Source organism: Pseudidiomarina aquimaris (assembly GCF_003987395.1).
Lineage (GTDB): Bacteria > Pseudomonadota > Gammaproteobacteria > Enterobacterales > Alteromonadaceae > Pseudidiomarina > Pseudidiomarina aquimaris.
Genome location: NZ_PIPT01000001.1, coordinates 361,810 through 388,648 on the forward strand (window position 1 = coordinate 361,810; position 26,839 = coordinate 388,648).

Below are 26,839 nucleotides of genomic sequence, written 5' to 3' on the forward strand. Positions count from 1 at the left end.
TCATGACTAAAGCGTTGCCCCAGCCTCCTGAGGGACACTGTTTCCATTGTTTACAGCCATTGCCTAAGGATGGCGGCTACAAGGTGACCGTTGCCGGTCAATCCCAAGCGGTGTGCTGTTACGGCTGCCAAGCGGTTGCGCAAACGATAGAAGAACAAGGCTTACTACACTTTTACCAATTTCGCGACACCAGCAATCCCCTGCAAGTACCACTCTTGCCTGAAGAATTACAGCAACTCGAGGCCTACGATCAAAAGGACCTGCAAGAGCAGTTTACCCAAGTTGATGATGCCGGCATGCGCTCCACCACCCTTTCAGTTGAGGGTATGACTTGTGCCGCATGTGCTTGGCTCATTGAACAGCAATTAATGCGGCTAAACGGCGTGCATAACGCGCAGGTGAATGCGACCACCGAACGGGTCAGCATTCGTTGGGACGAGCAGCAAGTCAAATTAAGCAGCTTATTGCAAGAAATCGCAGGTCTTGGCTATCGCGCCTTACCGTTTCAAGCAGCCACTCAGGAACAAGATTTTAAACGCCGTCGCCGTTACTTTGTGCGACGTATCGGCATCGCCGGTTTAGCCACGATGCAAGTTATGATGATTGCCGTGGCGCTCTACTTCGGCATGGTTGATGAACTTGACGACAATTTGCGTCAGTTCTTTTGGTGGATCAGTCTGCTTTTTGCCACGCCTGTACTGCTTTATAGCGCACAGCCTTTTTATCTTTCCGCACTGCGCAGTATTCAAGCCAGACAGCTCAATATGGACGTTCCTGTCAGCCTCGCGTTGCTAAGTGCTTATGGGGCGAGTGCCTACGCGACTGTCATCAATGCTGGCGAAGTTTATTTTGAGTCGGTCAGCATGTTTACCTTTCTGCTATTGGTCGGTCGTTACCTCGAGTTACTTGCCAAGCAACGCGCCATCGCGACTGCCGCAAACTTAGTCAAGCTACTGCCGGCAACAGCACAGCGCGAAGTTGCCCCAGGGCAATTTGAATCGGTGGCAGTAAGTAAGCTCAATGTGGGTGACGTAGTGCAGGTACTGGCCGGGCAAACCTTGCCCGCTGACGGTGAACTACTGAGTCACGAAACAGAAATTAACGAGAGCATGCTCACCGGTGAGAGTGTTCCTGTACTGCATCAACAAGGCAGCCAAGTGTTGGCAGGCACCTTAAACCAAACCCAGCCCATTCGAGTACGGGTATTCGCCACGCAACAAAGCACCGTGATGGCAAAAATTGCAGCACTGCAGGATCAGGCACTCGCCAATAAGCCACGACTTGCGGAACGTGCCGAACGTTTAGCGAACCAATTCGTTAAACAACTTTTAATACTTGCGGCATTAACCTTTTTGGTTTGGAGTTTTATTGATCCAGCTGAAGCGTTTTGGGTTACCCTTGCGGTGCTCGTTGCAACCTGCCCTTGCGCCTTAGCTTTGGCGGCACCGACGGCTGTCACCGGCGTCATCCATCGCCTCAATCGTTATGGCATTATCCTGCGCAATACCGATGTCATCGAAACCCTCCGCGAGGTAAAAACCGTCGTACTCGACAAGACGGGAACCTTAACCTCGGGGCAATTTGCGCTGTCTGAACGCCAGTACCCGAACGGAAACGCAGAACGCGCTGATAGCCTTGCTAAGGCACTTGAAAGCTATTCTGAGCACCCGCTAGCAGAGCCGTTTAAGGCACTCGACCTCGATTCCGCTAAGCTTCAACTGGATGATGTTGAGGTGCATTTAGGGGCCGGAATCAGCGCGACTTGGTATGCTTCGCCATCGGCAGATCCCGTTAAAGTGCGTATCGGAGCACCACGATTTATCGGCGAATGGCATCCAGAAGTGACTGAACAATCGGAAGCGAACGTGGTGTTGGCCACTGAGTCCGAAGTGTTCGCCTTTTACAAAGTCGAAGATCACATTCGTGATGATGCCCTTAGCACCCTCAACCAGCTGCGTGAACAAGGCTTTGAATTGATCATGCTAACCGGCGATAAATACGCTAACGCTAAACGCGTTGCCGACCAGTTAAACATTTCTACTTTCAAGGCAGAATGCCTGCCGGCAGACAAGCTGGCTTATGTTCAGGGCCAACAAAAAGACGGACCTGTGTTAATGATCGGCGACGGTATTAACGACGGTCCCGTCTTGGCCCAGGCTGATGTGTCCATGACCTTTGGCCAAGCTGCTGATCTTGCCCGCCAAGCCGCAGATGTCGTAGCGATGCGTAATGAGTTTGCCGCCGTTGCTCAACTCATCACACACACTGCGCAAAGTCGGCGTATTTTGCGACAAAATATCAGCTGGGCATTAGTGTATAATCTAGGCATTATCCCGATTGCGGTCTTGGGCTTGGTTACCCCCTATATCGCCGCTATCGGTATGTCGATCAGTTCGTTATTGGTTTTAGCTAACTCACTAAGACTGTATCGAGCGCCAAAAGACGCGAGGTAATTTTGGAAAGCCTTTATATCTTAATTCCTATCGCCATCCTCTTTGTCATTATTGCCGTGGTCATTTTCTTCTGGGCGGTACGCAGTGATCAATTTGAAGATCTTGAGCGTCAAGGCATGAATGTGTTGCTTGACGACGACGATCCAAAAGCTGACAAAAAACCACAAGCCGAGCAGCAGCAAAAAAATGACGCTTGATCTGCTAGCAGCATTACTTATGGGGCTTGCCGGTGCTGGGCATTGTTTGATGATGTGCGGCGGCCTCGCCGGTGCGCTCAATCGACCCGGCGACACGGCACCCAGTATTGCCGCATTAGTGAGTTACAACGCGGGCCGGATAAGTTCTTATGCCCTCGCCGGCACTTTAGTAGGCCTACTAAGCCAAGCAATACTCAGTGGTATTGGCCCGGGGCTTCTTATTCTGCGCTTTGTTGCAGCCTTTTTCCTTATTGCCCTGGGCTGCTATTTCGGAGGCTGGTGGTTTGGCTTGCAGAAACTTGAACGCCTCGGCCGGCCCCTATGGCAACGTCTTGCCCCAAGCGCAGCGAAATTACGCCAAGGCAACGGACTGCTTACCCGTTACTTGGCCGGTACGCTATGGGGTTGGTTGCCATGTGGTTTAGTTTACAGTGCGCTGAGCTGGGCTGCCCTCAGTGGCTCCCCTGCCACTGGCGCGCTCTATATGCTGGCGTTCGGCCTCGGCACGTTACCGGCAATGCTGGCGATGGGCTGGTTCAGTGGCGCCCTACAAAGTATTCTAAAAGCTCAAGGCTTTCGCCAAGCGATGGGCGTTCTAATGATTGTTTATGGCTTGTGGGTAGCGGTTATTGCGTTGCGTCAAACCTTAGTATTCAACTAGTTGGCTTACCCTCGATTTTCTGACTAAACTGACATTATCAGTGTGATTTAATTGAGGTGTGATATGTCTTGCGTCAAAAATATTCTCGTCGTGCTCGACCCCGACAAGCAGCAACAAAAAGCGCTCAACCGCGCCTTGCACTTGGCCCGTATCAGTCAGGCTCGCGTTACCTTGATGCTTTCGATCTATGACTTCTCGTATGAAATGACCACCATGCTGGCGGCCGAAGAGCGCAACACCATGCGCGACAGCCTCATCAATGATCGTAAAGTTTGGATCACCGATCTGCTGGAAGACTACAACACCCGTGACTTGCAAATTGATATCAAAGTGCTCTGGCACAATCGGCCTTACGAAGCCATTATCGAAACCGCAATAAAGGGTGAGCACGATATTATCGTCAAAGCGACGCATCCTCACGAGGGCTTGGCTCACATTATCTTTACCCCAACGGACTGGCACCTTTTACGTAAGGCCCCGAGTCTTGTGTTGCTGGTCAAAGAACATGAATGGCCCGAACATGGCAAGGTACTCGCTGCTATCCACACAACTGGGGAAAGTGAGCATCACGACAGCTTGAATGTGCGTATCACCGAAGCTGCCAAAGGCTTTGCGAAATGCTTGCATAGCGAAGTTCACCTCGTGAACGCCTACCCAGGCGCCCCCGTGACCATTGCCGCAGAAATTCCCGAGTTCGATACGGCAAATTACCGCGAAGTCATTGCTGAGAACCATCAACATGCGCTTGCCGAACACGCCAAGAAATTCGATATTGAAGCGACTCAACAACATGTGCGTGAGGGCCTGCCCGAACAAGTGATACCCGAACTTGCCGAAGAGCTTGACGCGGAACTAGTGGTGCTCGGCACCATTGGCCGGACTGGCTTCAGCGCGGCGCTGTTAGGCAACACCGCCGAACACGTCATTGAACAGATAAACTGTGATCTATTAGCAGTAAAACCTGCGGGATTTGAGACGCCAGTTAAGGTATAATCCGCCCACTTTTTAGCGCGCATCGCGCATTATTTGTTCGATTAAGTGGGAAGGTTTATGAGTTCTGCAGCTTTAAGCGACAGCGACAAAAAACAACGTTACAACTTCAACAAGCTTGAAAAACGCTTGCGCCGCCATGTCGGGCGGGCAATCGAAGACTTCAACATGATTGAAGATGGTGACAAAGTCATGGTGTGCTTATCTGGCGGCAAAGATAGCTATACCCTGCTCGCGATTTTGCGTTTCCTGCAGAAAATTGCCCCAATTCAATTTTCTATCGTGGCGGTGAATCTTGACCAGAAGCAGCCCGGCTTCCCAGAACATATTCTTCCAGCTTACCTCGAGCAAGAAGGTGTCGACTACCGCATCATTGAAGAAGACACCTATAGTATCGTCAAAGAAAAGATCCCTGCAGGTAAAACCACCTGCTCGCTCTGTTCGCGTTTGCGCCGCGGTATTCTTTATCGTGTGGCGAAAGAACTTGGTGCAACTAAAATCGCCTTAGGACATCATCGTGACGATATGGTTGAGACCTTGATGCTGAATATGTTCTACGGGGGCAAAATGAAATCGATGCCAGCCAAGCTGGTAAGCGATAATGGCGAGCACGTCGTCATTCGACCGCTCGCCTATGTGCGTGAGAAGGATATCGAGCGTTACGCAGAGTACCAACAATTCCCTATCATTCCGTGTAACCTTTGTGGTTCGCAAGAAAACTTACAACGTAAAGTCATTAAAGAGATGTTGCGTCAATGGGATCGACAATATCCGGGGCGCATTGAGAGCATGTTCACCGCAATGCAAAACGTTGTGCCCTCGCACCTTGCTGACAATCAATTGTTTGACTTCAAAACCATTGCCGCTGATGGCGTCACCAATGAACTCGGCGACACTGCTTTTGACCACAGTGTACCGAGTGATTTTCTAAATTACCGTGACGAAGAGGACGACGAAGCGGCACAGAACGACCGCCTCGGTGTTATTCAGGTGCGGAATTTGAACGCGTAGCTTGCTCTTCGCTGTCACCACTAAAGCCGGGCTCGGCAACGGGCCCCTCTTCATTCATCGGATCAGCAAGGGCGGTTAAGATCAACGGACGATTGACGCGAATCATCGCATTCAACTCTTCCACATAAGCCTCGCCGCGCTCCGAGTAGCTTAGCAAGCCAGGGGTGAGGTCAAGTGCGCGAATATCACGCCCCTGCCGCCGCTGCTCACTACGCAAACTACGTAACTCAAAATAAGCAGGATGGGTATTCAAGTTCCGCATGTAGCTTGCAATCGACTCATTCACCGAAGCGAATTTCCGTACTTCATGGGAGGCCTCAGCGCCCCGCGCTTCGGGTACTAGACCACAGCCTTCAGTGAAGCACCATTGGCCAAATAAATTTAAGGCATCCAGCGCAAACCGCGAGGTTCCCCATGCAGACTCATTAGCGGCCTGTACCAAAACGAGCGTTTCGGGCACCACATCGACGCGGCGCTTGAGTAACGCAAAGGTCTCTTGTGCTTCTTTTACGTTTGCTAAGCTGAAATCCACACGGTACTGCTTAGCAAGATATTCAAGCCAGCTGTGTTGCTCGCGGGTCAGTGAATTCGGATTAAAACGCCACTTTGTATGTAATGCTTGTAAACCTTTTCGTTGTTCTTCAATACGGGCATTTTCCGCTGTTACTAACGGCGCTAAAAAGCCAAAAAAAGCCTGCTTTTTGTCTGCGGTTTGTTGATACTGCGAAAAATCCGGCAATGCGGTGATACGCGGAGCTTCCACCGCAATATCTCGCGCCGGAACCACGTTGTCATACAGGCGATACGGATTGGCAAGGTGCAGTGCTGTCGGTGCCACAACTGCTGCGGCAACAGCTAATAATGCAAGCATAAATAATCCAAAGCGTAACATTTAGTCTCCTAAAGCTGAGCCTCGTCGGGCTGTTTCTCAATTTCGATGCTGCCATTAGGTACGCCGATAAGACGATTATAGATGACCCCTACCACGTTAAAGCTCATTGGAAAGGTAAAAATCAAACCTAAAAAGAGTGGCAGTGCACTGATAAAGATAATCACAAAAAGCACCACATAGATGCCTAGCACGGTGAACATTTTCTTATTCATGACCAAGAACGAGGCTAGGATTGCCCGCGTTACTTTTAGTCCACGCTCTAGGACCAATGGAATGGCCAGTAAGAAAGCAAACTGAAAATAAATCGCAGTAACCAAAACCAATGCCGAGGCTACAGCGCCCTCGCCAAAAATCAAAAAGAACAGTTCAGCCAACAACATGACCGCGAAGCTCATAATAAATGTGATGGCTAGTACTTGGGGTAAATGGCGCAGAGCTTCCGCAAAGCACTCCAGTCCGGGTTTGGTATCGCGCGCGTTCTTTAAACCCATCAGCGTTACGATCGCGGTAAAGGGTGCCACGAAGATGACACTCAAGAATTGCTGTAACATTAAGTTGCGCGGGTCAGGCTGCTCTGCATCCACCGGAAAAAAGGACTCGGCAATGCCGGAAACAACGCCACTTACGATGATCAACACCGCAACGCCAAGCAGCATCATGGGTAGCGCTCGTAAAGTTATATCCCAGCTACGCTGTATCACATCACCAACAGCCAAAGGAACTTCTCCGCGTAATGCGGCAGCAAAATTGTCGGTTTGCGTTGACTGTTTTTGCGGTTCGTTCGGTTTAGAGTCCTGCATGCGCACTTTTTCCTTTATACTTATCATTTGCGACCTAATTCGTATTCTACCATTATTCTAAGCGACACTGATAAGTCTATGCCAAAGAAAAGCACTCCCGGGGCACGCCCCTTTCGTCGAAAAAGCCGCCGTAGTACTGCCACAGTGCAGTCAGGACAGGCACGGCCAGCGAACCCTAAATTAGTTTTGTTCAACAAACCCTACGGGGTTTTGACGCAATTTTCGGGGTCGGACGATGAAGCCACATTAAAACCTTACATTCCATTTAACGATGTCTACCCAGCAGGAAGACTCGATAAAGACAGTGAGGGCCTGCTGTTGTTGACCAATGATGGTTCGTTGCAGCACAAAATTAGTCATCCAAAACATAAACTTCCGAAAACCTATTGGGTGCAAGTCGAAGGTATCCCCAGCGATGAAGTTCTGCAGCAACTCGCCGATGGTGTTGAGTTGAACGATGGTATGACCTTGCCGGCCGAAGTGATACGCATGGATGAGCCCGCTAACCTGTGGCCACGTAACCCGCCGATTCGGGAACGTAAATCCGTACCAGATCAATGGTTATGCCTCACCATTCGCGAAGGGCGTAACCGCCAAGTTCGGCGAATGACGGCAGCAATTGGTCATCCTACCTTGCGCTTAATTCGCGCGGCAATAGGCCCGTGGCGCTTGGCAGGTTTACGGCCTGGTCAGTGGCGCGAAGTACCGCCAGTGTGGTAGAATTCGCGCGAATTTTTTGGAGTAAAGGTAGTTATGGCGAACGCAGATAAAAAAGTTATTGTCGGTATGTCGGGTGGTGTTGATTCTTCGGTATCAGCCTACCTATTGCTACAGCAAGGTTACCAAGTTGAAGGCCTGTTCATGAAGAACTGGGAAGAAGACGATACTGACGAATACTGCGCCGCTGCGACTGACCTTGCCGATGCCGAGGCTGTGTGCGAGAAATTAGGTATCGAACTACATACCGTTAACTTTGCCGCCGAGTATTGGGACAATGTGTTCGAGTACTTCCTTGAGGAATATCGGGCGGGGCGAACGCCAAATCCCGATATCATGTGCAACAAAGAAATTAAATTTAAAGCCTTTCTTGAGTTCGCAGCCGAGGCCTTAGGTGCAGACTATATTGCCACCGGCCATTATGTGCGTCGCCGCGAACACAACGGCAAGTTCCAACTCTTGCGCGGTCTCGATAACAATAAAGACCAAAGCTACTTTCTTTATACTTTGTCTCATGAGCACGTGGCACAAACACTCTTCCCTGTGGGCGAACTAGAGAAGCCTGAAGTGCGCAGAATCGCTGAAGAGCAAGGCCTCGTCACCGCAGATAAAAAGGACTCTACAGGGATTTGTTTTATTGGCGAGCGCAAGTTTAAAGACTTTTTACAAACCTACTTACCCGCGCGCCCAGGTGCCATCGAGAACGTCGACGGCGACGTCTTAGGTGAGCATGAAGGCTTGATGTACCACACCCTTGGGCAACGCAAGGGCTTGCACATCGGTGGGCTGGCTAATGCTGGCGACGAGCCGTGGTATGTCGTAGATAAAGATGTTGAGCGCAACGTACTGGTGGTGGCGCAAGGTAAACATCATCCACGTCTGTTCTCGAAGGGGTTGATCGCCGGACAATTGCACTGGGTCGACCGTGTAGGCCCGCAAGATAAGCTTTCCTGCGTGGTGAAAACACGCTATCGCCAACAAGATATTCCATGTGAGTTGAAAGTGCTCGCTGACGGTAAGGTCCAAGTCGAATTTGCTGAGCCGGTTGCTGCAGTAACGCCCGGGCAATCCGCCGTTTTCTATCTTGACGAGGTTTGCCTTGGTGGCGGCATTATTGAGTCGCGTATTGCGGATCATGAGGTTTTACTGTGAACGATTGGCAACAGCGCGTGCTCGCTTTAGCCGCAATTGCGCAAGCCTGTGCGGCGGTAAAGCAGCTAGCGCGGCATGGTCAACTGACGGAAGAATTCGAGCGCGACGCACTGCTACAAAGTGTCCTAGAACAAGACCCCGAGAGCTTTGCGGCAATTTATGGTGATGCGGGCAATTTAAACTTTGGGCTCAAGGTATTGCTCGCGCAAATCGGCGCCACGCGAAATAAAGACGTCGAAATTACCCGTTATATGGTCGGTGTACTTGCCCTCGCCCGTCGTTTCGAACGCAGCACTAGAGCCGTTGCCGACCTTGGCCAACGCATTCAACAATTGCAGCGGCAACAACAGCAATTCCAATTTGAACAAGAAACGATCATTACTGGCATGGCGGGAGCCTACAGCGACTTTATTTCGCCTTTGGGGCGACCTCTGCAAATTCATGGCAAGCCTGCGTTACTGCAGCAGAAGAATGTACAAAACCAAATTCGTGCCTTGCTATTAGCAGCAATTCGCAGTGCCATTTTATGGCGCCAAGTGGGCGGTAAACGACGACATTTTATTTTTTCACGGCGGCGCATGGTGGCGACCGCACTTGACCTCATTCGTATTGATAATCCAAATCGACCTAACTCGGAGTCTTCGACATGACCCAATTATCTGCTTTGACAGCACTTTCTCCCGTTGATGGCCGTTATGGCACTAAAGCTGCCGCCCTGCGCCCGATGTTTAGTGAGTATGGCCTGATCCGCCAGCGTGTCATCGTCGAAGTACGTTGGTTGCAACAACTCGCAAAAGTAAATGAGATCAGCGAAGTTCCGGCTTTCTCAGCGCAAGCGAATGAATTTCTAGAAGCGCTGATTGCAAACTTCAACGAAGCGGACGCCGAACGCGTCAAAGCAATTGAAGCAACCACCAATCACGACGTCAAAGCAGTCGAATATTTCCTTAAAGAGCGTGTTGCTGAGGTACCAGAGTTGCACGCAGTGACCGAGTTTATTCACTTTGCCTGTACTTCTGAAGACATTAATAACCTCTCGCACGCGCTAATGCTGCGGGAAGCGTTAACAGACGTAATGTTGCCAACCATGCAACAGCTCAGCGCTGCGATTAAACAGCTCGCTATCGCCAACAAAGCAGTGCCAATGATGGCACGCACCCACGGTCAGCCGGCGACGCCAACCACACTTGGTAAAGAGATGGCCAACGTTTATGTGCGCCTTGAACGCCAGTTAGAGCAAATCAACGCCGTACCTTTGCTAGGTAAGATCAATGGCGCCGTAGGTAACTACAATGCACATTTGGCAGCCTACCCTAACGTGAACTGGCATCAAGTAGCGGAAGAATTTGTTACCTCTTTAGGTCTGACTTGGAATGCTTACACCACGCAGATTGAACCGCACGATTACATTGCCGAGCTTTATGATGCGGTCGCTCGTTTTAACACTATCGTGATCGACTTTAACCGTGATGTTTGGGGCTATATCGCTTTGAATCACTTCAAACAGCGCACCATCGAAGGTGAGGTAGGTTCATCGACCATGCCTCACAAAGTTAACCCGATCGACTTCGAAAACTCTGAAGGTAACCTCGGTATTGCTAATGCCATCATGCAACATTTGGCCAGTAAACTCCCGATTAGCCGTTGGCAGCGCGATCTGACCGATTCAACCGTGCTACGTAACCTTGGTGTTGGTTTTGCTTATGCCCTCATCGCTTATCAAGCGACTTTAAAAGGTATCAGCAAACTCGAAGTCAACGCCGATAACTTGATGCGCGAACTCGACCAAAACTGGGAGTTGCTCGCCGAGCCAATTCAAACGGTGATGCGCCGTTACGGTATTGAAAAACCATACGAGAAATTGAAAGAACTCACTCGCGGTAAGCGGGTTAATCAAGCGGCGATGGCTGACTTCATCGATAGCTTAGAACTACCAGAAACGGTTAAAGCTGAATTGAAGCTATTGACCCCAGCGTCGTACATTGGTCGCGCTGTACAATTTGTCGATGACCTAGCTTAAGCTGATGCAATTACAACTCAACTCTAGCGCTTTCCTCGCCGATCATTGGCAGAAAAAACCGTTACTTATTCGTAACGGTTTTGCTCAGTTTGCCGACTTGATCGAACCTGAGTTACTCGCAGGCTTAGCCATGGAAGAAGCGGTCGATGCCCGAATTATCCGGCAAGTTGGCGAACAATGGGATGTCGAACATGGTCCGTTTGAGGACTATGAGCGCTTTGGTGAGAGCGATTGGACCTTGTTAGTGCAAGCGGTGAATGAATGGTTTCCCGAAGTCCAAGAGCTGTTGAGTGCGTTTCGCTTTCTACCGGACTGGCGTGTCGATGACATTATGGTCAGTTTTGCCACTGAAAATGGTGGTGTAGGCGCTCATCTCGACCAATACGATGTGTTTATCATCCAAGGTGGTGGACGCCGTCACTGGCGCGTGGGTGAACGCAGTGCAAACCTTGCGGAGTATTGCCCACATCCTGATCTCAAACAACTTAAAGATAGCCAATTCGATGCGGTTATTGATGCGGTGCTGGAGCCTGGCGATGTGCTGTACATTCCAGCTGGATGCCCGCACCATGGCATAGCTCTCGAGCCGAGTATTAATTATTCAGTTGGCTTTCGGGCACCCAACAGCGCTGAATGGATGGCACAGATAGCCGATCAATTTCTCGCCTCAGAACTGCCTTTTCCACGCTACCAAGATCCGCAGTTAAACGCTCAGACTCCATCGTATCAACTGCAGGAAACCGAGCTTGAGCAAGTACGCAACCTACTGGTGCAACAATTGCAAACGCCAGAAGGTGCCGATGCTATCGCGCGCGTAATGTCGCAATCGAAGCGCCCACTAGCTGGAGCTGAAGACACCCTGAGCGTGACCGAACTGTTGAGTTACGCTGCTACGGATATGCTGATCGGCCGTACACCCGGCGCTCGAATTGTCCGCAGCCCTAACGGTGAACTTTATGCCAACGGTGAAGCTCTGCCCGCCTTATCAGCTGACGCAGCAAAACAATTGCTTGAACTGCGCGGTGAACAATTGCTAGCAACGCAATCGGATTTACTGGCTGATAGCCAAGCGTGTGAATGCCTCGTCGATTTAATTCAGCAAGGTGTGTTGTATTTAGTACGCGAGATTTCGGAAGAGAATGACAGCTAACTTTAATGGTTAGCTGTCGACCAGCTCGTTGCTAATAATAGTTATTGCTGCCACAAACTCTCGGTTTGCACGGCATCATGAATACCTTCGGCACGACTGATCAGATACTGTGCGTATTTGATCTGCTCGTCATCTTGTTGCGCTTTCGGATCATCAATAATTGACTGTGCTTTGAGTTGCCATTGCAAGGCGATATGACGCAGTGCTTCACGCGCGTCTTTCGCTGCTTTCGCCCCGACGACATCGGTCGGCACATCACCATTTACGAGCCATAGTTCTTTTTTGTCTTGCGTGGTGAATTTCCACACCGCTACGTAAGGAACCAAGTAACGTGACTCTTTGGTTAACACACGATCGGTGATAATACCGTTCTCGGCAAGATACTTATTGGCCGCTTGAAATTGCTCGCGCACCCACGTAGATGCTTCTTCATCGGTCATTTGAGGCTGTTGTTGTTCCGCCATTGGTGTACTACTTCCTTTCTTAATTACAGTGCCTCAATACTAACTCGAAAGTGCAGGCTGGCAAAGTGCGAATTACTGTAAACTTAGCTTGCAATGGTTTACGTTGACGTAAACGTATTATTTTCTCGGATTCACTAGCGCAGACAAATTGAAAATGCTAATGTGCGCGCAATTTTGGGATGAACGAGGAAACATCACTCATGTCTCTATTTGAGCATCAAGAGTTCGACCAACACGAGCAAGTCGTGTTTTGTCATGATAAGGAAACCGGTCTTAAGGCCATTATTGCCATTCACGACACGACCTTGGGTCCGTCATTAGGTGGTACCCGTTTATGGAACTACGCTAATTCAAGTGAAGCGCTGACGGATGTGTTACGTTTATCACGCGGTATGACCTATAAAAGCGCCCTCGCCGGCCTCCCTCTTGGTGGCGGTAAAGCAGTCATCATCGGCGATGCCAAGACCATCAAATCGCCAGAGTTATTCCGTGCCTATGGACGTTTCGTTGAATCATTAAGCGGCCGTTATATCACTGCTGAAGACGTTAATATTCGCACCAGTGATATCGCTATCGTTGCTGAAGAAACCTCTCACGTAGCGGGTACTGAAGGTAAAGCGGGTGATCCATCACCCCACACAGCCCTCGGCACCTATTTAGGCTTAAAAGCAGCGGCGAAGCATAAGTTTGGCTCTGACGACCTCAACGGGATCAAAATTGCCGTACAAGGTTTAGGGGCAGTCGGCTACGACTTTGCTGCGTATTGTGCCAAAGAAGGCGCGCAACTTTGGGTCACTGATATTAATGAAGAAGCCTGCCAGCGCGCGGAACAAGAACTTGGCGCAACGGTGGTCGGTCTTGATGATATCTATGGCCTTGACGTTGATGTTTACGCGCCATGTGCACTGGGTGCAACGGTCAACGATGCTACCTTACAACAAATCAAAGCGAAGATTATTGCGGGTAGTGCCAATAATCAGCTCGCGACACCTGCTCATGACAAGAAAGTCATGGACATGGGCATTCTTTACGCCCCTGACTATGTGATCAATGCCGGTGGCGTAATTCACGTTTGTAGTGAAGCAGCACAAATGAGCCGTGAAGAAACCGACAAGCGTGTGCGTGACATCTATAACACCTTGGATACCATCTTCACCCGTTCAACAGCTGAACAACGCCCTACTGGCGAAATTGCTGACGAGCTGGCGCGTGAAGTGATTGCTAAGGCAAAAGCAGCCAAACAAAGCGCTTAAATTTAATTTAAGCGCTCGGCCAAAAGCTGTAGTGGGTGTTGCACCTGCTGCAGCTTTTTCGTATCTGCACCCGCTTGTTGATTAAAGCGCCCCGCCTGACAACGGCACGAAAACCCTGTGAGTAGAGGTTGCTGACTTTCGGCAAGCGGTTGACGCCAACTCAACTCAAATAGTTTTCGACTCGACGTTTGCTGGTCAGCTTCGTGACCATAGGTCCCCGCCATACCACAGCAGCCAGTGGCAACGGCTTGAGCTTTTACACCAACGCGCTGCAACACCTGTTGCCATAGCTTTGCACTCTGCGGAACAGCCGTTTGCTCTGTACAGTGTAAAAACAACTCAGCTGACTCGCCATGCGCTTCAGACTCAGCTTTAGGCATCACCTTCGCCAACCACTCCTGTGGTAGTTCTACTTCGAAGTTGACAGGTACTTCTGCATAATCGTGGTATTCATCGCGCAGACAAAGGACAGTTGAGGCATCAACGCCAACCAATTGAAAATCGGCTTGTGCTAACTTATTTAGTTCGTGCGTTACCCGCGTTGCAGTGCGTTTGAACTGTTCTAAAAAGCCTTTCACATGCTGCGCCTTGCCGTTACCGATAAAGTCTAGCAAATAAGGTTGATAGCCAAGCTTTTCGATAACTTCAGCGAGCGCCTCAACGACTTCGGCTTGGTAAAAGCTCGTGAACGGATCTTGCACGATAACAATTGTCTTTTGGCGTGCCTCGCTCGGTAAACCCAGAAGCTTCTCGCTACCGCCCTTCAACCAATTTTTTTGGCTGCGCCAACGCTGCTGAAGACTAGGCACCGATAGCTTCGGTGTATCCACATAGCCAAGCGTCTTCGTCATGAGCCATTGACTCACGGAATTGTGCGTTAGGCTATTAAACAGTCGTGGAAGTTTGGCCATCAGCGGTGCGGTGCGTTCAATGCTTGCCACCAAATAGTCACGTTGTGGACGGCGATACAATTGATAATACCAGGCTAGGAATTTCGACCTAAACGACGGTACATCAACTTTCACTGGGCATTGGCTCGCACAAGCCTTACAAGCTAGGCAAGCGTCCATAGAAGCTTTCACCTGATGGTTAAAGTCGCGTGAGTAGCGTGGTTTCTTCTCTTTGAATAGTTCCCAGCGTGATGCTGGCTTTTGGCTGATATCAAGCCCCTGCTCACTGTTTAAGCGCAGCCACTCGCGGATCAGGGTTGCCCGGCCTTTCGGCGACATACGGCGATCACCGGTCGCTTTGAACGAAGGGCACATGGGAGATTCAGGCGCATAGTTGAAACACAAGCCATTGCCGTTACAGTTCATCGCCGCTGCATATTCATCGCGCACATTGAGCGGAATTTGCCGATCAAAAAAGCCACGCTTACGGGCATCGACGGAGACCAATGTTGCCGTTGGGTGACCATAAGGTGTCGCTAATTTACCCGGATTGAGACGATTGTCTGGGTCGAATGCGGCTTTGACCTTTTGAATTTCTGGGTAAAGCTCGTCACCGAAAAACTGCGGGGCGTATTCCGAACGGTAGCCTTTACCGTGCTCGCCCCACATCAAGCCCCCGTATTTAGCCGTCAGAGCGGCAACTTGGTCGCTGATTTTGCGTAATAAGGTTTCATCTTCCGGCTGTTTCATGTCGAGCGCTGGGCGTACGTGAAGAACGCCAGCGTCGACATGCCCAAACATTCCGTAATGGAGGTCGTGTGCATCCAGTAATTGCCTAAATTCGACAATAAAATCAGCGAGCGAGTCCGGTGGTACCGCGGTATCCTCGGCAAAGGCGATTGGCTTACGTTCACCTTTTACGGCGCCAAGTAAACCCACTGACTTCTTACGCATCGCATAGACTGTTTGAATGCTCGCGCTGTCGCGGCACACCTTATAACCCACAACCCCATGTGTTGCAGGACCACCGGCTAATTCGTTATCAAGTGTCTCCAACAGTGCGGCGAGTTTATCTTCTAATTCAGCAGCCTCAACAGCGGTATACTCGACCATGTTGATCCCAGCCATCGTTTCGCCGGCTTTACCTTCGGCAACGAATTCCGCAACTTGATGCCAAATAATATCGTTGCGTGCAAGATCCAATACCGTGCTATCGATGGTTTCCACCGAGGTCGCTTGGGCCTTGACCAATACCGGCGCATGCCGCAACGCTGCATCAAAATCGCGATAGGAGATATTCACGAGCACCTTGCAGCGCGGAATTGGCGTTAGATTGAGTTTGGCTTCAGTAATAAAAGCAAGCGTTCCTTCCGAACCAGCGAGCAAGCGCGATAAATCGATCGTTTGCTGCTCGGGATCGTAACAATGCTTGAGGTCATAGCCGGTCAGAAATCGATTCAACGGTGGGAATTTCGCTTCAATGGCTGCACGTTTACCAACACAGCTGGCTAACGCCTGGCGATAAAGTCCGGCCTCTAGACTTTCGCCTGCAGCAATACTTTCTGCTTCAGTTACCGTTACGGGCTGAGTTTTGATCACTTCGCCATTGATCAATACCGCTTCAAGCTCCAGTAAATGATCGCTGGTTTTACCGTAAACCAATGAGCCCTGACCCGAAGCGTCAGTGTTGATCATGCCACCGATCGTGGCACGGTTACTGGTCGAAAGATCGGGCGAGAAAAACCAACCATACTCGCGTACGGCGTCGTTCAATGCGTCCTTGACCACGCCCGTTTGGCAACGCACCCAGCCCTGCTCCGCACTGCTCTCATGGATATTGGTGAAGTAGCGACTTAAGTCGACAATAATGCCATTGCTAAGGCTCTGACCGTTGGTCCCTGTGCCACCGCCGCGAGGGCTAAAACTTAGGGATTGATAATCGGTTTCTTGGCCAAGTTGCAATGCCAGCTGCAAGTCGCTGCGGTTACGCGGATAGATAACAACCTGCGGCAGTTGCTGATAAACACTGTTATCGGTTGCCGCAATCAAACGTCCGGCGTAACTATCGTCGATGTCACCGGCAAATCCTGCTTGCTCTAAAGCAAATACGTAGCGACGGTACAGAGGCTCGGTGGCCGGATAACTATCAAGTGCCGTCAATTCGCCTACTTCAGGATTTGCCAAGTGAATCACCTCTTTCGTTGTTCGTTGTTTGCTGTTCGAGCCAAGCCTAGCCTTGTTTTGCGAGGTAGAGCCAAGTGTCAACGACGGTGTCTGGATTCAACGAGACGGAGTCGATACCTTGTTCTACGAGCCACTGGGCGAAGTCTGCGTGGTCCGATGGGCCTTGCCCACAGATACCGACATACTTGCCCTTCTTCTTGGCTGCTTGAATTGCCATGGCGAGCATCGCTTTGACAGCTTCATTACGTTCGTCAAACAGGTGTGCGATCACCCCAGAGTCACGATCAAGACCCAAGGTTAACTGGGTCAGATCGTTAGAGCCGATTGAGAAGCCATCGAAAATGTCCAAGAATTGATCTGCCAGCAGTGCATTCGATGGTAATTCACACATCATGATGACACGCAGACCATTTTCGCCCTGCACCAGCCCCTGCTCCGCCAGTAATTCAATGACTTTACGACCTTCTTCAAGGGTACGTACGAATGGAATCATGATCTCGACATTGGTCAAGCCCATATCGTTACGGACACGCTTGATGGCTTCACATTCCATTGCAAAACAGTCACGGAACTCTTCAGAGATGTAGCGTGACGCGCCGCGGAAGCCAAGCATCGGGTTCTCTTCGTGCGGCTCGTACTGACGGCCACCGAGCAAGTTGGCATATTCATTCGATTTGAAGTCGGACATCCGCACAATAACGCGCTCCGGAGAGAATGCCGCACCCAGCGTCGCGATACCTTCGGTAAGTTTTGTGACGTAGTACTCGCGCGGCGATTCATAACCGGCGATGAAGGCGTTAATTTGCTCCTTCAACTCATCGCTTTGTTGGTCGAAGTTCAACAAGGCTTTTGGATGCACACCGATCATGCGGTTGATAATGAACTCGAGTCGCGCTAAACCGACACCCGCGTGCGGCAGACCGGCAAAATCAAAGGCGCGGTCTGGGTTACCGACGTTCATCATAATTTTTAATGGCAAATTCGGCATATCGCCGATATCTGAACGGCTGACATCAAAGGCCAACTCGCCGTCATAGATATAACCGGTATCACCTTCAGCACAAGAAACTGTGACGGCTTGACCGTTTTTGATCAGGTCGGTGGCATCACCACAACCGACCACCGCAGGAATTCCCAATTCACGCGCAATGATTGCCGCGTGGCAGGTACGGCCACCGCGGTTGGTAACGATCGCGGCAGCACGTTTCATGATCGGTTCCCAATCAGGATCGGTCATGTCGGTAACCAGCACATCACCGGGCTGCACTTGGTCCATTTCGGAAATATCATTCAGAACGCGGGCAACACCAGCACCGATGCGCTGACCGATGGCGCGGCCGCTGGCGACCAGTTCACTCTTTTGCGAAAGGCTAAAACGCTCTACCGATTGGCTATTTTTGTTCGACTGCACGGTTTCAGGGCGGGCTTGCACGATATAGAGCTTACCGTCGATACCGTCTTTGGCCCATTCGATATCCATCGGACGACCATAATGTTGTTCAATAATCACCGCTTGGCGCGCCAATGCTTCGACCTCGGCGTCGGTGATGGAGAAGGTTGCACCTTGTGCTGCTGGAATATCGATAATTGAGGTTTGCTTGCCATGCTCAGGGCTATCTGAGTACACCATCTGGATTTTCTTGCTACCCAGATTACGACGCAACACTGCTGGCTTGTCAGCTTTCAACGTTGGTTTGTGGACGTAAAATTCATCTGGGTTCACTGCGCCCTGCACGACCATTTCGCCCAAACCAAAGCTCGAAGTGATAAATACCACGTCGTTGAAGCCTGATTCAGTGTCAATGGTGAACATCACGCCAGAGGCGGCAATGTCGCTGCGTACCATGCGTTGAATACCCGCCGATAACGCGACACCGCGATGGTCGTAACCTTGATGCACACGGTAAGAGATGGCGCGATCATTAAATAATGAAGCGAAGACATGTTTAATCGCTTCCATAATGGCATCGATTCCGCGCACGTTAAGAAACGTTTCTTGTTGGCCGGCAAACGAAGCGTCTGGCATGTCTTCAGCGGTTGCAGAGCTACGTACTGCAAAACTGATCTCGTCGTTACCACCGCTCAATTGCTCATAGGCATCACGGATAGCCTGATCGAGGGCCGGTTGAAAAGGCGTGTCGATGATCCATTGCCGGATTTGCTGTCCCGCTTGCGCCAAGGCTTTTACATCATCGGTATCTAAATCATCGAGCAGACTGTGGATGCGCTCGTTGACGCCCGATTGCTCGAGGAATTCGTTAAAGGCTTCAGCGGTGGTTGCAAAACCATTGGGAACATCAACTCCCACACCAGCGAGGTTACTTATCATTTCGCCAAGCGACGCGTTTTTTCCTCCCACGCGCCCTACATCATTCATCCCTAAGTGATCATACCAAAGTACGTAGTCGGTTACCGTTTGTTGCACGTCAAGTTCCTCGTCGTTGGGGGGGCTTAAGCATGGCTCACCATTTTACACACATGCGCCGAAAAGGTTAAGATTCATCAAGCATTTCTACCCTGAGAAACCATTCATGCGAACTATTTTCTATATTTCCGACGGTACCGCGCTGACTGCAGAGGCGTTCGGACGCGCGATGTTGTCGATGTTCCCGCTCAAAGTGGAACACAAAACGCTCGCTTTTATCGACTCCGAAGCAAAAGCCGAACAAGCTGTAGCCAAAATCAGTGCGGCCCATGAGGCCAGCGGCGAGCGCCCTATTATCTTTCATACTTTTGTAAGTTTGGATTTGAAACGCATCATTACTGGGTCAACGGGAAGTTGTTTTGATTTTCTTGATTACTTTGTCGAGCCACTGAGTCGCGAGTTAAATATCAGTGCCCAGCCGAAAACCAACCGAACCCACGGCATTCAAGACAATGGTTCCATTCGTGATAGCTATGACAGTAGGATTGAAGCGGTCAACTATTCGTTAGCCAACGATGATGGCAGTAACATCGCCGATTATGATCAAGCCGACATAATTCTGTTGGGTGTTTCGCGTACGGGTAAGACACCCACAAGTCTTTATTTGGCGCTCCATTACGGTATCAAAGCAGCAAATTACCCACTGACTGAAGATGACGATATGGAAAACTTGCAGTTGCCAAAAGCCTTAAAACTGCATCGCCACAAGATCTTTGGTCTAACGCTCGAACCTCAGCGTTTGCACGAAATTCGCAGTAAACGACGTGAGGGCTCGCGTTATGCATCGATGCAGCAGTGTCGTTTTGAATTACAAGAAGTGGAAAAGATGTACCGACGTGAAGCGATTCCATTTTTGGATTCTACACGCTTCTCGGTTGAGGAAATTGCCGCCAAGATCCTCGCTGAGACGAATCTTGAGCGGCATCACTACTAAAGTTACGAGTGGGTAACTTAGTTATCTTGTTCGGCACTGGCGCGTGCGTCAGTGCTTTCAAAGATTTTGTCTGCCGAAGCAGCAACAAAGCCAGTATAGAGTTTGTTTGGCGCTATTTCGTAGCGTTTGGCAAACTCATAGAAACAGCTAGGGATCACCTTCTCCATGTCGCTAAAGCGCACTGGAGCGTGGTCCGCCATCGTTGACGACTGCTCGAGGTACACCTCTGGTGAGCCTTTGATTTCGCCACCCGATGTATTTAAACGGAAGCCAGCTGTTTTCAGCGTTGCATTCACTTGCTCGAGTGACTCGAAGTCCGGCAAGTGATTTACATTCACGGTAAAGTGGTTGGCACGGAAACCAAAGGCCGCCATCCACGCCGCATACTCGCTTTCTTCGAGCAAACGCTCATAGTCGTTACTACTGATCTGCCAATACTTGCCTGAATACAAGAACTCTGGCTTCTCAACGGCTGCTGGGTCAATTTGGGCAACCAACTCTTTGACGATGCTCTGTAACTCTGGCGAAAACTCCTCAACCAGCAATTCACTGATGAAAATCTTCGGCAACGTCGGATCTTCATGCTCGTAATGCTTCGCGACGAGGCGCTTCGCTTCAAAATGATAATCACCGCAAGCTTTGTAACCCATCGCTTCAAAGTGCTTAGCGAGCGTCTCTAAGCGCACTGGCGCTTGGTTAAAGGTACGAAAGGCAACGTGATCGTTAATGATGTCACGTCCCTGCCCTAAGACCTCATGCACTTTTGCTGCTGACGGCGTAAGTTTGATGTAATCGTTCCAAAGGTTCTCGAAAAACTGCTCAACCTGTTGTGACATATACTACTAAAACCTCGAAAATGTCAGTTAACCGCGGCCTTGACGTGCCTCACGGAGAGAATCTGCCACCAAGAATGCTAGTTCTAAAACTTGGTCGGCATTCAAACGCGGATCGCACTGCGTACGATAGCGTTGCGTCAAATCTTGTTCACTAATCTGATATGCACCACCGGTACACTCAGTTACGTCTTCGCCCGTCATCTCTAAATGCACGCCACCTGGGTAAGTGCCTTCCGCTTGATGAACTGCGAAGAACTGGCGTAACTCCTGATGTATGGCGTCAAAATTACGGGTTTTCAAGCCATTTTCGGCTTTTACCGTGTTGCCATGCATCGGGTCGCTAGACCAGACCACGTGACGACCTTCGCTTTTTACTTTGCGCACAATTGCTGGCAAAGCAGCGGCTAGATTATCGGCGCCCATACGCGTAATAAAGGTCATACGACCTGGTTCGTTTTCTGGGTTCAACGCATCTAACAGCGCAATAACGTCATCAGGTTTAGTGGTCGGACCTATTTTAACACCAATTGGGTTATGAATGCCACGCATGAACTCAATATGCGCATGATCCAACTGGCGCGTCCGTTCGCCTATCCACACCATATGCGCCGAACAGTCGTACGGTAGCCCGGTTAGCGTGTCAGTGCGTGTTAGTGCTTCTTCGTAGGGTAGCAACAAAGCCTCGTGAGAGGTAAATAGCTGCGTTTCATGAATCGTCGCGTTAGTATCTGCAGTAATACCCACAACTTCCATGAACTTTAGCGCTGACTGAATCTGCTCAGCCACCTGTAAATACTTGTCTTTAAGCGGGTTTGCGGCGACAAAACTCATATTCCACTTGTGCACTTTATGCAAATCGGCCAGGCCACCTTGCGCGAACGCGCGCAGCAAGTTCAACGTTGCCGCCGAGTGGTGATAGGCTTGCAGCATCCGTTGCGCGTCTGGCACGCGCGCCGCTTCAGTAAATTCAGGACCGTTGATGATATCCCCACGATAACTAGGTAAGGACACACCATCGATGGTCTCAAGATCACTTGATCGTGGTTTTGCATACTGCCCTGCCATACGCGCCACTTTAGTGACCGGACACGAGCCAGCGAAAGTTAAAACAATCGCCATTTGCAGAATCACTTTAAAAGTGTCACGAATTTTCGGTGCATTAAAATCGGCGAAAGACTCGGCACAGTCGCCGCCTTGCAACAAAAATCCCTGCCCTTGACTCACTTGGCCTAACTGCCGTCTCAGCGCACGAATTTCTTCGGCAAAAACCAACGGCGGGAACATTTTTAATTGTTGTTCAACGTTGCTTAGCTGCGCGGGGTCTGGGTAATTCGGCTGTTGTTGGATCGGTCTATCGCGCCAACTACGCGCACTCCAGTTTGTCATGATGATCCTTTCTACTTCATTTAATAATTAACGTTGCGATAGTTGCTCAAGCGCAGCGATGCGTTTAGCTAACGGCGGGTGACTCATAAAGAGTTCACTCTTACTCCGCTTACTTTGGATACCAAAGGCAACCATGCTGCCATCAAGTTGTGACTCGTGGGCATTTTGCAGGCGCTTAAGTGCGGCAATCATTTTATGTTTGCCAACCAGCTGCGCTGAACCGAAGTCGGCTCTGTATTCACGCTGACGCGAGAACCACATAACGATAATACTTGCGAGAATTCCAAACACAACCTCTAAAACAATGACAATACCAAAATAAGCGAGCCCACCAAGACCGCGACCGTCTGAGGAGTTACTTCGAGTGGCATTATCGATGATCCCTGCAATGACCCGCGCAAAGAAAATTACAAAGGTATTTACCACGCCCTGAATCAGCGTCAAGGTCACCATATCGCCATTGGCAATGTGGCTCACTTCGTGCGCCAGCACCGCTTCAACTTCATCTTGATTCATGTTTTGCAGCAGTCCAGTGCTTACTGCCACCAAGGAGCTTTTCTTACTCGCACCGGTAGCAAAAGCATTGGGTTCTGGTGAGTTATAAATCGCCACCTCCGGCATAGGAATACCCGCCTGTTGCGCTTGCCGAGCAACGGTTTGTAACAACCATTGTTCACTGTTATTGCGCGGACGCGTGATCGTCTGGGCTCCGACGCTGCGCTTGGCGAGCCATTTGGACATTGCTAACGAAATGAACGCGCCACCGAAACCAAATATTGCGGCAAACACTAATAGACCTGCGTAGCTCGACGGATCAACACCAAACGCGGGCAGCACAATGCTCATGACCACGCTAAGTACCAATAAAATCGCTAAATTCGTAGCTAAGAACAAAACGATGCGTTTCATTTTTATATCCTCTAGGGGTTTCCCCTGACAGCAGTGATAACAACTTTTATATGGTGCTTATTGTAACTCAGTTCAATCGCACGGGCGGTGAATTTTTGCTATTCTTGCCGCCTCTTTGTTCCTGCTTAAAAGGTTTTAGAATGTCTCGACAATTACTGCTTTGTTCCAGTTCCAAAGCTGGCGATAGTGCTTATCTCGAACCGGTAATTCCACATTTGCAAGAACGCCTACCGAACCCCTGTACGCTTATGTTTGTGCCGTATGCGGGCGTGGGCATGAGTTACGACGATTACACTGCGAAAGTGGCTGAGGCACTGGTTCCACATGGTTATCAAGTAAAAGGTTTGCATAATGAAGCCGACCCACAAGCGGCTATCGCGAACGCAGCGGCGATCTTGGTCGGTGGTGGCAACACTTTCCACTTGCTGGCACAACTGCAACAACTCGATTTAATCGAGCCTATCCGCGCTGCTGTCGCTACAGGTGTGCCCTACATCGGTTGGAGTGCTGGCTCGAATATCGCCGGACTAACGATTCGAACCACCAATGATATGCCGATTGTACAACCGCCATCATTCGATGCACTCGCGCTCGTTCCGTTTCAGCTTAATCCGCATTACAGCGATTATCAGCCACCGGGTTTTCATGGCGAAACCCGTGACCAACGCTTAGCTGAATTTATGGCGATTGAGCCGAACACGCCGATTCTCGCTATTCGTGAAGGTACCGCATTGAAAGTCGATGGCGAGACCATGACTCTGCTCGGAGCAAGCGATGGCTGTGTTTTCAAAAAGGGTCAGAAGTCGGCGTTACCCTGTAATACGGACATCAGTGCATGGCTTTCAGCGAAATAGTCTGCCACACGCTTCGCATCCGCTTGCTGTTGAAATGGAATGCTGGCCAATAACGGAGCCTTGTGATGGGCGGAAAAATAGTGTTCCAACCACACTTGATTCTCTTCAGCCAGCGCCATCGTCTCGGCTTGCGCTTGATTAGCTACCCAGCCGACTAAGTTAAGGCCGCGGCGCTCAATATCCGCTGCGGTCAACAAGGCGTGGTTTAAGCAGCCCAGCTTCATGTTCACCACTAACACCACATGGGCTTGCAGTTCTGACGCCAAGTCAGCGAGGGTTTCCTGATCATTGAGCGGCACTAGCCAACCGCCCGCCCCCTCAACCAACATTAAGTCTTGGTCATGCTCACTCAGCTGTTGATAGGCCTTATGTAGCCCAGTAACCGTGAGCGATATACCTTCATCGACCGCAGCTAAATGGGGGGCCACTGGGGCTGCTAAACAAACTGGGTTGACCTGCTCATAGCTAACGCCTCGACAACTCATTGCCAACTCCAGCTGTAAGGCGTCATTGTTGCGCATGCCGAGTTCCGTCTTTACCGCGCCAGCGGCGACCGGTTTCATTGCAAGGGTACGGAAACCGCCCTCACCAAGCCGTTCCAGTAGTGCACTGCTTACCAACGTCTTACCTGCATCGGTATCAGTTCCAGTGACAAATACGCAAGTCATATTTCACTTTCCTCTATTGGCTTAACGCCATGAATGGTGCCGATCACCCAATTAAGTTCGAGCATCCCTTTGCTATTTCGGTGTTCTTCTAAGGCTTCCTGCAATTTTTTATAGCGCGTTCGACTGAGCAAGCCAACAGTGGCCCGTGCGGTATAGTTTGCCCCGACCCCTTTCAGTTCCCGCAGCATCGCCTCGACCGAAGGAAACTCCTGCACAATATGATGTTGCTCGCACTGAACCTGCCAAGGCAACGTTTGTACTTGCGCCGCGAAACGAGCAAAATCAGGCCATTGATTGGTATGAGGTCGGCCATCTAGCGCTGCAAAACAGTCGCCAAGCGGCTGCAATGAGCCTGCGAGTACGGTTGACGCAGCAATTTGCCCGGCAGGCGCCAGCACGCGGTCCCACTCAGCAAGCAACGCTGCTAAATCGTTGCCCCATTGCATCGCCAAATTGCTAAACAAGATGTCAACGCTGGCAGCGGCCAGCGGTAAATTCTCCATATCAGCAACAATAAGGCTTTTTGGCTGTACGTCTTCTGACTTTGCTTTTTGCAACATTGCGGGCGCTAGATCGATACCCACGTAGTAGTCAGCGAACTGCTTTAGGGCGCTGTGATGATGTGCGGGACCACAACCCACATCCAGCACGCATTGCGTTGCCCCACTCAGCGGCCGAAGGCGCCGTATTAAGTGTTCGGCAATTCCGCGTTGCAGCCGATCGTTGTTGACGTACGAGTCAGCCGCACGACCGAAATACTGGGCAACCCTTTGTTTATCGTAGAGCTGTTTTTCGTAATCAATCACAAGTTGACGTCCTCAAAGCCTGCTGCAAGCGCTGCGACCAATTGACGTATGTCGTCATCGTTATGCGCTGCCGTTAGTGTGATGCGCAAACGTGCGGTGTTTTCTGGTACTGTCGGAGGCCGAATAGCGCTGCACCAAATACCAGCATTACGCAAAGTTTCACTCAATTGCAGTGCCTTAGCGTCCGCACCCACCTGCAGGGTCTGAATCGCGTGTTCTGAAGTCGACACTGGGAGCTGTGCGGAGCGACAAAGTTCGTGGAAATAAGCGACATTTACGGCAAGTTTCTCGCGTAAATGCTGACCTTCAGCTGAAGTAATGATCTCAACTGCTGCCTGAATTGCTGCCGCCTGCGCGGGCGGCATCGCGGTTGAATAGATCAGCTCAGGGCAAAAGTTGATCAGGTAATCAGCGCTCCATTCATCAGTGGCGATGGCACCACCCGCCACGCCGCACGCCTTGCCAAAAGCCAAACTTAGCAAGCCCACCTCAGCAACCGAGAACTGTTCAGCAACCCCACGACCGTCACTGCCACAAACACCAAAACCGTGTGCATCATCGATCATAACGTCTGCATTTTTTACATGACTCAAGAGCCCAGCAAGCGCGTCCTGCGGCAGCACATCGCCATCCATACTAAAAATGGACTCACTTACCACCAAACAACTGTCGTTATGAGCCGCGGTCCACTTTTGCGCAGTACGCAGGTCGTTATGTTGAAAACGGCGCCAACGGTAGCCGGTTTGGCGCGCGCCTTGCAACGCTCCTTGCAATAGAGACGCATGCGCTAAACGATCAAGATAGAGTTCCGAATACAGCGGGCCGAGCGTTCCTAACGCGCCTACATTGGCGGCAAACGCCGAACTAAATAACAGTACGCTCGGGCGTTCAAGCACCTCAGCGAGTACTCCACAAAGGTTGGCGTGTGCATCGCTGTAGCCGGTAACCAAAGTTGACGCGCGCGCCCCTATTGACCGCGACGCGGCGTAACTCCCCAGCACCTTAGGATGCTGGCTTAGGCCTAAATAATCGTTACTTGAAAAGTTTAGATAGCGGTTGCCAGCTACGGCAATCTCTCGGCTCGTGAGCGGTACAACGACTTGTAAGTTGCGCTTACGCTGCTGCGCAGCCCGTTGCTCGAGCTGCTGTGCCATTGCCCTTCTCACAGACTCTAACGGCATCGACTT

24 protein-coding genes are annotated in these 26,839 nt (G+C 50.5%); 13 read left to right on the plus strand and 11 right to left on the minus strand.

Annotated elements, in window-relative coordinates; all coding sequences use genetic code 11:
• The first annotated feature begins 2 nt into the window (after window positions 1–2).
• The 5 genes from CWE21_RS01785 (at window position 3) to ttcA (ending at window position 5,312) form a co-directional block, all read left to right on the plus strand.
• A complete protein-coding gene (locus tag CWE21_RS01785) occupies window positions 3–2,453 on the plus strand; it encodes a heavy metal translocating P-type ATPase (RefSeq protein ID WP_126832565.1) in 2,451 nt (816 codons plus the stop codon).
• 2 nt (window positions 2,454–2,455) lie between these two features.
• The gene (gene ccoS, locus CWE21_RS01790) at window positions 2,456–2,650 is read left to right on the plus strand and encodes a cbb3-type cytochrome oxidase assembly protein CcoS (RefSeq protein ID WP_126832567.1); all 195 of its coding nucleotides are present in this window, start codon (window positions 2,456–2,458) and stop codon (window positions 2,648–2,650) included.
• Window positions 2,640–3,311, plus strand: a complete 672-nt coding sequence (locus CWE21_RS01795) for a sulfite exporter TauE/SafE family protein (RefSeq protein ID WP_241970193.1) — start codon at window positions 2,640–2,642, stop codon at window positions 3,309–3,311. The genes ccoS and CWE21_RS01795 overlap by 11 nt, the downstream gene beginning before the upstream one ends.
• Window positions 3,312–3,374: 63 nt before the next feature.
• On the plus strand, window positions 3,375–4,304 hold the full coding sequence (uspE, locus tag CWE21_RS01800) for a universal stress protein UspE (protein ID WP_126832569.1): 930 nt from the start codon (window positions 3,375–3,377) through the stop codon (window positions 4,302–4,304).
• Window positions 4,305–4,361: 57 nt separating this feature from the next.
• Window positions 4,362–5,312: a tRNA 2-thiocytidine(32) synthetase TtcA gene (ttcA, locus tag CWE21_RS01805; protein WP_126832571.1), complete on the plus strand. Its 951-nt coding sequence runs from the start codon at window positions 4,362–4,364 to the stop codon at window positions 5,310–5,312.
• Here ttcA and CWE21_RS01810 read toward each other — a convergent pair.
• Together CWE21_RS01810 and CWE21_RS01815 are read right to left on the minus strand one after the other, a co-directional pair.
• Complete coding sequence (locus CWE21_RS01810) at window positions 5,284–6,204, minus strand: glucosaminidase domain-containing protein (RefSeq protein WP_126832573.1); 921 nt, start codon at window positions 6,202–6,204, stop codon at window positions 5,284–5,286. The two genes, ttcA and CWE21_RS01810, sit on opposite strands and share 29 nt — an antisense overlap.
• A gap of 8 nt (window positions 6,205–6,212) precedes the next feature.
• A complete protein-coding gene (locus tag CWE21_RS01815; protein WP_126832575.1) occupies window positions 6,213–7,004 on the minus strand; it encodes a DUF2189 domain-containing protein in 792 nt (263 codons plus the stop codon).
• A 78-nt stretch (window positions 7,005–7,082) separates the two neighbouring features.
• Here CWE21_RS01815 and CWE21_RS01820 point away from each other — a divergent pair, with 78 nt between their 5' ends.
• The 5 genes from CWE21_RS01820 to CWE21_RS01840 are packed head-to-tail and all read left to right on the plus strand — an operon-like array spanning window position 7,083 to window position 12,043.
• Complete coding sequence (locus CWE21_RS01820; RefSeq protein WP_126832577.1) at window positions 7,083–7,724, plus strand: pseudouridine synthase; 642 nt, start codon at window positions 7,083–7,085, stop codon at window positions 7,722–7,724.
• A 33-nt stretch (window positions 7,725–7,757) separates the two neighbouring features.
• Window positions 7,758–8,873 (plus strand): tRNA 2-thiouridine(34) synthase MnmA, encoded by a 1,116-nt coding sequence (gene mnmA, locus CWE21_RS01825; protein WP_126832578.1) that lies wholly within the window; start codon window positions 7,758–7,760, stop codon window positions 8,871–8,873.
• The gene (gene hflD, locus CWE21_RS01830) at window positions 8,870–9,523 is read left to right on the plus strand and encodes a high frequency lysogenization protein HflD (RefSeq protein ID WP_126832580.1); all 654 of its coding nucleotides are present in this window, start codon (window positions 8,870–8,872) and stop codon (window positions 9,521–9,523) included. Before mnmA ends, hflD begins: the two co-directional genes overlap by 4 nt.
• Entirely contained in the window at window positions 9,520–10,893 is a 1,374-nt protein-coding gene (gene purB, locus CWE21_RS01835; RefSeq protein ID WP_126832582.1) for an adenylosuccinate lyase, read from the plus strand. Before hflD ends, purB begins: the two co-directional genes overlap by 4 nt.
• 4 nt (window positions 10,894–10,897) lie before the next feature.
• Window positions 10,898–12,043, plus strand: a complete 1,146-nt coding sequence (locus CWE21_RS01840) for a cupin domain-containing protein (protein ID WP_126832584.1) — start codon at window positions 10,898–10,900, stop codon at window positions 12,041–12,043.
• A gap of 41 nt (window positions 12,044–12,084) precedes the next feature.
• Here the strand turns inward: CWE21_RS01840 and CWE21_RS01845 are convergent, their stop codons facing one another.
• Window positions 12,085–12,507 (minus strand): DUF4826 family protein, encoded by a 423-nt coding sequence (locus CWE21_RS01845; protein ID WP_126832586.1) that lies wholly within the window; start codon window positions 12,505–12,507, stop codon window positions 12,085–12,087.
• Between the two features lie 200 nt (window positions 12,508–12,707).
• Between CWE21_RS01845 and CWE21_RS01850 the strand changes: the two genes are divergently transcribed.
• Window positions 12,708–13,760, plus strand: a complete 1,053-nt coding sequence (locus CWE21_RS01850) for a Glu/Leu/Phe/Val dehydrogenase dimerization domain-containing protein (protein WP_126832588.1) — start codon at window positions 12,708–12,710, stop codon at window positions 13,758–13,760.
• A 2-nt stretch (window positions 13,761–13,762) separates the two neighbouring features.
• On the opposite strand, the gene ydiJ is transcribed toward CWE21_RS01850, so the two are convergent.
• On the minus strand, window positions 13,763–16,843 hold the full coding sequence (gene ydiJ / locus CWE21_RS01855) for a D-2-hydroxyglutarate dehydrogenase YdiJ (protein WP_420821117.1): 3,081 nt from the start codon (window positions 16,841–16,843) through the stop codon (window positions 13,763–13,765).
• Between the two features lie 37 nt (window positions 16,844–16,880).
• Window positions 16,881–19,259, minus strand: coding sequence for a phosphoenolpyruvate synthase (ppsA, locus tag CWE21_RS01860; protein WP_276567296.1), 2,379 nt, complete (start codon window positions 19,257–19,259; stop codon window positions 16,881–16,883).
• A gap of 106 nt (window positions 19,260–19,365) precedes the next feature.
• Here ppsA and ppsR point away from each other — a divergent pair, with 106 nt between their 5' ends.
• Complete coding sequence (gene ppsR / locus CWE21_RS01865; RefSeq protein WP_126832590.1) at window positions 19,366–20,193, plus strand: posphoenolpyruvate synthetase regulatory kinase/phosphorylase PpsR; 828 nt, start codon at window positions 19,366–19,368, stop codon at window positions 20,191–20,193.
• Between the two features lie 17 nt (window positions 20,194–20,210).
• Here ppsR and CWE21_RS01870 read toward each other — a convergent pair whose 3' ends face one another.
• The 3 genes from CWE21_RS01870 to htpX are packed head-to-tail and all read right to left on the minus strand — an operon-like array spanning window position 20,211 to window position 23,324.
• Window positions 20,211–21,029 carry a DUF1338 domain-containing protein gene (locus CWE21_RS01870; protein ID WP_126832592.1) on the minus strand — a complete coding sequence of 273 codons (819 nt, stop codon included), beginning with the start codon at window positions 21,027–21,029 and terminating at the stop codon, window positions 20,211–20,213.
• Between the two features lie 27 nt (window positions 21,030–21,056).
• On the minus strand, window positions 21,057–22,415 hold the full coding sequence (locus CWE21_RS01875; RefSeq protein WP_126832594.1) for a class II 3-deoxy-7-phosphoheptulonate synthase: 1,359 nt from the start codon (window positions 22,413–22,415) through the stop codon (window positions 21,057–21,059).
• A gap of 27 nt (window positions 22,416–22,442) precedes the next feature.
• The gene (gene htpX, locus CWE21_RS01880; protein ID WP_126832596.1) at window positions 22,443–23,324 is read right to left on the minus strand and encodes a protease HtpX; all 882 of its coding nucleotides are present in this window, start codon (window positions 23,322–23,324) and stop codon (window positions 22,443–22,445) included.
• Between the two features lie 140 nt (window positions 23,325–23,464).
• On the opposite strand from htpX, the gene pepE reads away from it, so the two are divergent.
• Window positions 23,465–24,178, plus strand: coding sequence for a dipeptidase PepE (pepE, locus tag CWE21_RS01885; RefSeq protein ID WP_126832598.1), 714 nt, complete (start codon window positions 23,465–23,467; stop codon window positions 24,176–24,178).
• Here pepE and bioD read toward each other — a convergent pair.
• From bioD to CWE21_RS01900, 3 genes are read right to left on the minus strand one after another with little or no spacing between them, the layout of a single operon-like run.
• Window positions 24,121–24,846 (minus strand): dethiobiotin synthase, encoded by a 726-nt coding sequence (gene bioD, locus CWE21_RS01890; RefSeq protein ID WP_126832599.1) that lies wholly within the window; start codon window positions 24,844–24,846, stop codon window positions 24,121–24,123. The two genes, pepE and bioD, sit on opposite strands and share 58 nt — an antisense overlap.
• Window positions 24,843–25,652 carry a methyltransferase domain-containing protein gene (locus CWE21_RS01895; protein ID WP_126832601.1) on the minus strand — a complete coding sequence of 270 codons (810 nt, stop codon included), beginning with the start codon at window positions 25,650–25,652 and terminating at the stop codon, window positions 24,843–24,845. The genes bioD and CWE21_RS01895 overlap by 4 nt, the downstream gene beginning before the upstream one ends.
• The gene (locus tag CWE21_RS01900) at window positions 25,649–26,806 is read right to left on the minus strand and encodes an aminotransferase class I/II-fold pyridoxal phosphate-dependent enzyme (RefSeq protein WP_157982718.1); all 1,158 of its coding nucleotides are present in this window, start codon (window positions 26,804–26,806) and stop codon (window positions 25,649–25,651) included. Before CWE21_RS01900 ends, CWE21_RS01895 begins: the two co-directional genes overlap by 4 nt.
• Window positions 26,807–26,839: the final 33 nt, after the last annotated feature.

What these genes read in the sequence shown, in the direction of transcription:
- CWE21_RS01785 (WP_126832565.1), top strand. Translation starts at nt 3, where the DNA reads ATGACTAAAGCGTTGCCCCAGCCTCCTGAGGGACACTGTTTCCATTGT.
- CWE21_RS01795 (WP_241970193.1), top strand. Translation starts at nt 2,640, where the DNA reads ATGACGCTTGATCTGCTAGCAGCATTACTTATGGGGCTTGCCGGTGCT.
- uspE (WP_126832569.1), top strand. Translation starts at nt 3,375, where the DNA reads ATGTCTTGCGTCAAAAATATTCTCGTCGTGCTCGACCCCGACAAGCAG.
- ttcA (WP_126832571.1), top strand. Translation starts at nt 4,362, where the DNA reads ATGAGTTCTGCAGCTTTAAGCGACAGCGACAAAAAACAACGTTACAAC.
- CWE21_RS01810 (WP_126832573.1), bottom strand. Translation starts at nt 6,204, where the DNA reads ATGTTACGCTTTGGATTATTTATGCTTGCATTATTAGCTGTTGCCGCA.
- CWE21_RS01815 (WP_126832575.1), bottom strand. Translation starts at nt 7,004, where the DNA reads ATGCAGGACTCTAAACCGAACGAACCGCAAAAACAGTCAACGCAAACC.
- CWE21_RS01820 (WP_126832577.1), top strand. Translation starts at nt 7,083, where the DNA reads ATGCCAAAGAAAAGCACTCCCGGGGCACGCCCCTTTCGTCGAAAAAGC.
- mnmA (WP_126832578.1), top strand. Translation starts at nt 7,758, where the DNA reads ATGGCGAACGCAGATAAAAAAGTTATTGTCGGTATGTCGGGTGGTGTT.
- purB (WP_126832582.1), top strand. Translation starts at nt 9,520, where the DNA reads ATGACCCAATTATCTGCTTTGACAGCACTTTCTCCCGTTGATGGCCGT.
- CWE21_RS01840 (WP_126832584.1), top strand. Translation starts at nt 10,898, where the DNA reads ATGCAATTACAACTCAACTCTAGCGCTTTCCTCGCCGATCATTGGCAG.
- CWE21_RS01845 (WP_126832586.1), bottom strand. Translation starts at nt 12,507, where the DNA reads ATGGCGGAACAACAACAGCCTCAAATGACCGATGAAGAAGCATCTACG.
- CWE21_RS01850 (WP_126832588.1), top strand. Translation starts at nt 12,708, where the DNA reads ATGTCTCTATTTGAGCATCAAGAGTTCGACCAACACGAGCAAGTCGTG.
- ppsR (WP_126832590.1), top strand. Translation starts at nt 19,366, where the DNA reads ATGCGAACTATTTTCTATATTTCCGACGGTACCGCGCTGACTGCAGAG.
- CWE21_RS01870 (WP_126832592.1), bottom strand. Translation starts at nt 21,029, where the DNA reads ATGTCACAACAGGTTGAGCAGTTTTTCGAGAACCTTTGGAACGATTAC.
- CWE21_RS01875 (WP_126832594.1), bottom strand. Translation starts at nt 22,415, where the DNA reads ATGACAAACTGGAGTGCGCGTAGTTGGCGCGATAGACCGATCCAACAA.
- htpX (WP_126832596.1), bottom strand. Translation starts at nt 23,324, where the DNA reads ATGAAACGCATCGTTTTGTTCTTAGCTACGAATTTAGCGATTTTATTG.
- pepE (WP_126832598.1), top strand. Translation starts at nt 23,465, where the DNA reads ATGTCTCGACAATTACTGCTTTGTTCCAGTTCCAAAGCTGGCGATAGT.
- bioD (WP_126832599.1), bottom strand. Translation starts at nt 24,846, where the DNA reads ATGACTTGCGTATTTGTCACTGGAACTGATACCGATGCAGGTAAGACG.
- CWE21_RS01900 (WP_157982718.1), bottom strand. Translation starts at nt 26,806, where the DNA reads ATGGCACAGCAGCTCGAGCAACGGGCTGCGCAGCAGCGTAAGCGCAAC.